Annotated in this window: 3 protein-coding genes; all 3 read right to left on the bottom strand. The window is 39.4% G+C overall.

What is annotated here, in order from left to right; all coding sequences use genetic code 11:
• The coding region (gene asp1 / locus SORDD16_RS11440; protein WP_241733929.1) for an accessory Sec system protein Asp1 at positions 1–1,035 on the bottom strand (1,035 nt) is incomplete at its 3' end.
• Between the two features lie 6 nt (positions 1,036–1,041).
• Positions 1,042–2,301: an accessory Sec system protein translocase subunit SecY2 gene (locus SORDD16_RS00070; protein ID WP_061451857.1), complete on the bottom strand. Its 1,260-nt coding sequence runs from the start codon at positions 2,299–2,301 to the stop codon at positions 1,042–1,044.
• A 674-nt stretch (positions 2,302–2,975) separates the two neighbouring features.
• Positions 2,976–5,729 (bottom strand): Ig-like domain-containing protein (locus tag SORDD16_RS00075; RefSeq protein WP_128973449.1); only part of this gene is annotated, 2,754 nt, incomplete at its 5' end.

The raw sequence follows: 5,729 nt of genomic DNA on the forward strand, positions 1-5,729 counted from the left end.
TTCAAACAAAGTCGTAAACACATATTGAATTTGATCTGCTGGTAGATTGTCGTAATTGACGTAAACAATTAACTCTTTTTTTCTTTGACTATGCCCTAGGTTTAGATGAGTATCATAAGGCGGAATCTCATAAAAGCCTGGCAACTGTTCCAGATCCAAATCAGCCGCTATCGTTTCAATTTTATTTAAACTATCAACAACAAAGAACGGTGTGTCTGTCAAATCTGTTAGCAACTGCTCTCGGTTTGTGATTGGATAACGATCTCCAAAAAAAGACAAAATAACATGATGATTTCCCTTGAACTTTTGGAAAAAATAGTTGTGCTGTACATCCGATGAAATCACAATCGTATCATCCTTGGTTAGCGCAGAAGTCAGATACCGATCTAATTTTTCATTGATCAATTCTTCGATATCTTGGTAAACTTCTTTTGTAAATGTAGCCTGTGCCTCAGGGTTGATAAGTACTTGATGATTTTCTGTGCCCAAAAATTCCCTAAACTGCCATGTACCTTGTAAATTTAAATAATCTTGGTAGTAAGGTTGATCATTTTCAAAATAGATGATACTTGAAACAAATCCACGATCATCAAAAATCAACTGATGATTTGTCTGCCCGCTCTCAAAATAAGTAATATCAAAGAAATTACCTGCTTGTGAAAAGTTAATTTTAGCATAGTGTTCTTGATTTAAATATACCTCAATCATAAAAGGAGTATAGAAGAATTCTACTCCTTGAGGCCATTTAATATCTTCCAGACGAATTTTACGTACAGATACATCCGTCAGACCTTGTATGGTATCAAATAGATTCCATACAGTTTCTGGCAATATTCTTTGCTGGTAAAGAAAGGTCCGAATATGTGGTGAATAGTTCAAAATCAGAGTAGTATTTGCCTCTCCTGATTGCTGAAACATTCGCAGCAAATTCACTGCATCATCAAACATCATATTTTTAGACACGTAATAGAAAGGCAGGGTGGTAGAATACCATTTCCGATCTTGTCTATACCAAGATGGTACAAAGTAAAACATATCCCTCTATTCTCCTTTAAATTCTAATTCTTTGTGGTAATAAGTCCCAATTCTCAAGATACGTATTTCTTCATGTAAAGGTAAGAGCATACTGACTAAAATGATCAATGTACTTGGTATAGTCAAAAGCAGATTCGGAAGAGGTAGGAAGAAATTAATGAAATAGGGTAAACCAATAAAAACAATTAGGTAGAGTGCTCCTACGTTAGACTGCAAGGAAATGTAATGCTTCAAAACTTTTAAAGTCGCTTTCCCAGGCTGAATATAATCTAGGTATTCCCCTTGGCGTTGTAAACGTTTCGCTGTTTCTTCTGGTTCTAAGTTGATATAGGCAAATAAAATTGCAAGAAGATAGATAGCAAGCAGGTAAAAGGCCAAACTTAAGGGCTTTGTAAAGTCAAATAAACTACCAAAATTTTTTGTAAAACCATGTCCAAACCAGTCTAATACCAACTGAAGCAACATAATAACACTCGAGGCATACATAATAGGCATTCCCCCAGAGGGAAGAAATTTGATAGGGAGGTAAGATTTGCCGTAGTAACGACTACTCAACATGACTCGATTCAAAGGCAAACGAATCTCGGCTCTTTCACAAACTACGGCAATATAACCCAGAAGCAAAAACGAAACTGCTGTACCTGCCAGAAGTACTATTCCTTCTTTTGAAAAAACAGATTGTCCTACCAATACCACTAGTTGATTAGCAAACTGTAGCAGAATTCCTGAAATAATAATAATTGTCTGCCCACCTACTCCCTTGATAACATTCAAACTAGCTAACCAGATAATAACAAAACTCCCTGCTACAACAGTTGCTAATACAGCTATATTATAAATCCAATCATCTACAAGAAGTAAAAAGCGACCATTTTCTGAGCGTGCTGTATACATGACAGCTACCCCTTGCAACACGGAAAAAATCAAAGTAAGGATTTTCTGTACAAAATCCGCTTTTTTCAATGACCAAGACTGGATATTCCAACTTTTATTTAAATTGATGACCTGCCAGACAATCATCGTCGTAATCCATGGCCCCAATCCCAGAGAAAACAGAGAAATCTGCGAGACATCCACTCCCGCTAAGGAATACAAATAAGCTAGGGGGCTTTGTTCAGCTATTTGTGAAACTCCTGTATTGCCATTGTATCCTGGAAGTAGAATATGGCGACCAAGTAAATAGATCGCGATGATCAAAATTGTAAAAATTGCTCTTCGGAAAAAAATACTTGTTCGTTTTTGTCTCTTAAGACCGAAATGTTTCATCTGTCATCCTTTATTCTTTATATTTGGCAAATCTTGCCACAGATTTCTTGCGATGTTCATGCACTACCGTAACAGCAAGACAAGTCAAGAAAACAGGTTCATCCCACTGATAATCAAGATAGGATTAACTGGCTTACCATGGTGTTTTACCTACGAAATATAGGAGCACCTCATGAGTGTAAATCTACTTGGAGCTTCTCTTCTATCCTTGAATATTTTCATGTGAGAACACCTGTTCTTCCATCTCTTCTATATTGAATATTATCAAATGCATAAACGGATTTATTTAATCCTAAAATTTTTTATAAGCATATCAACTCCATCACCATGATTGACATCAAAAATATCATCCCATGACCAAATCCTTGAAAGGTGAGAAATCTAACGTTTTCTCATCCGGTCATGACCTTCGAAAGTTGAATGGGTTTTATCCGATTTCTCTTATTAAAAAATCATTTATAAAAATTACCGGTTCCTGCTATTGTAGCATATTTATCAATTATTTTCAAATACTACCCTTCTTTTCAAGAAGAGATGTGGAGGACACTTTACAAATTTTGAGCGAAACTCATTTGGAATACGATTAACTGGCTCTAACCTCTCTTTACTATTACAAACAAACGAAAAAGGCCAGAGCGTCACTCTGACCTTTTCCTGTTCAATTTAGTTTGCAACTAAACTGAATCTTCATCTTCTTTTTTGCGGGTGGCAGCTACAAGACCTGTACCCAAACCAAGAAGAGCTAAGCCTGCTGCTACTGCTTGACTGTCTTCACTTCCTGTATTTGGCAAGTGATTCTTTTCAACCTGACTTGGTTTATCTTGGCTTGAAGAAGGCTCTTGCCCACCAGATGTTTCTGGCCCTTGTGAGCCAGGGTTAGTTGGTTCATCAGTTCTATTTGTCTTTGTTCCGACCAAGATGATACGATCTATAGGAGCTTGGACAAGTTCGCGGAGTTTCTCTTCACGACTTCCGTCAGGGTTAACAGATATAAAGATGCGTTCTTTACCAGTTCGTCCTTCTTGAACCACGCGACTTTCACCTACATATAGACTTGAATCTGCTTTTTCAATAGTCTGGAAGGCAAGTTCTTTTTCGACAACCTCAAGACTTGGATTTTCTTCTTGAATAGCAGGGGCTGTTTTGTCAGAAACTGGTTTTTCCTTAGTCAAGTGGATACGGTATTCCTTGACTTGTTTTCCGCTTTCTGAGACAAGGCGAACAAGTACTGGAAGATCATCATCTCCACTATCTACTACAGTCGAAGCGACATTGTTGCTTTCTTGAACGGTCACCTTTGGACGTTGTCCGCTGTAGGTTAGTTGGTAATCTTGACGATCCTCAGCAAAATCAGCAAGATCTTTTCCATCTACTAAGATTTTAGATTGTGTGCTTTCTTGAGGCAATTCACTCGGTGCAAGGAAACTCATCTCAATAATCGCAACACCGCTCTTGTCCGCTTTACGCTCCATCCGCCATCTCATGGCTTTCGCTTTTACAGCCTTAAATGTTAGATTGATTTCATCTCCAGCTTCAATTTCTTTATCTGCATGATAAGGAACTACCTCCCAATTTTCAGGGTTATTAAATGGATGGTTGGCTTCATAAGCTTGATAGTTCGAGTAGTACTCTGGCACATCAAAGTCTGGACCGATATAGCGTTCCAAGACAAGTTTAGACGGTGCATCTGTTCCACTGTCTGCAAAGAAGTGAAGTTTGGCTTGGGCAACTGTCCGCTCAACTATTTGGCCATTTTCTTGGAAAATGACACCGACAGACACTTCTGGATTAGAAGATGGTGTTGGCGACCAGTTTGTCCAACGACGATTTTCGTCATGGTCTCCATCATTGACATAGTCTACCCGGTCATGTGAGCTTGGGTCAATATCATTTGTCGCTGTCGCAAAGGCTTGATTGCCATTTTCATCATAGTTCGGGTTGTCTGACAAAGTTTCACCTAGTTTATCTGTCACTCGTACGGAGACTTCAGCTACAAGGTCACTACCAAGAACCCGTCCTCGAACGGTGAACTGACCTGCTTTTGTCAGATTCTCAGCAGAAATTGGTTCCCATTCAACAGCCAATTCTTTAACTTCATAACCAGATTTTCCTGTGAAGTAAACAGGAACCTTAGTTGGCAATTCAAGTGGTTGTCCTAGTTGTATCAAGCGAGCTTGTTTAACTGCGGCAACTGGTTTACGAGAGAGTAAGTCTTTATTGCTTGTAAAGTGTAGACGGTACTCTCCTAGGATATCGCCATTTTCAGCTTTCGCGATAACACGAACTGGCTCACCTTCACGAACACTTGGAACAACGGTAGCGAGACCATTGTTGCTAACACTTGCTGTTACTGCAGGAACTTTTCCATCTACAGACTCAAGATAGTAGTCTGTCAAACTAGGGTTAAAGTTTGCTAAATCTTTGCCATCAACTTGGATTCTTGTTTGTCCTTGTTTGGCTGCTACAACTTGTTTCGCAAAGATTTGTACTTCTGTGATAGAAGTTCCTTTCTTGCTATCGAGTTTGACCATACGGATGCGGATTGCATAGGTCTCAACTTTATCAAAGCTAAAGTGGTTCATTTCTCCAGCCTTGAGTTGAGCTGGGGCTTTTAGATTGGTAACAGGTTTCCAGTTAGCTGGATCGTTAAAGACATGTTCTTCATTGCCTACAAAGCTAGGATTTTTAGGAGCTGTTGGAACGGCCTTGCCGACATAATACTCGATTACATATGACTTCGGTACACCAACTCCGTGGTCTTCGTGGAATCCGACACTTAGGTTATCAACCGAACGTTTGCTCAAGATACCTGAGTCTCCAAATAGAACGCCGACCGAAGCTTCTGGATTGCTACGGTTCCAGTTTGTCCAACGGTTAGCTGGTTGGTCGTTAAACGAAATCAATTTATCGTTGACATTTGAAACTGGGTCGCTTGGATTTGAGTCTGAAGCAAAGGCAAGTGGCAATTCTGAACCTGTCCATTGGTCAGAGATATTTGCTCCCTGCTCAGTTTGAGCAGACACACGAACATAAAGTTTGGTTGTTAACTGTGTACCTTCTAGGCGACCATTAACTGTAAAGACGCCTTCCTTAGCGTATTGGTCTGAATCAATCGTATCCCAAGTAACCTTAGCTGATGAAACGTGACCATTTGAATCGTAGGTACGAACACTTTCTGGTAATTGTGGCGCTTCTGCAATTGGAGTTGTCACACTGACTTCTTCAACTGAAACGATGCCTTCTACAGAGACTTTAGCACGCGCTTCAAGGTCAAGACCTTCAACTTTACCTAGCACTTCAAAGGTTTGATAATGGTCTAGTTTTTCTTTTGGAATAGCTTCCCATGTGACTTTATGAGTTTTAGGGAAACCTTTGTCATACTCAACAGTTACTGTTGATGGAAGAGTAGGTTCTTGATGCAAGTCAGT

The sequence above is a fragment of the Streptococcus oralis genome (assembly GCF_001578945.1).
Taxonomy (GTDB): Bacteria; Bacillota; Bacilli; order Lactobacillales; family Streptococcaceae; genus Streptococcus; species Streptococcus oralis_Q.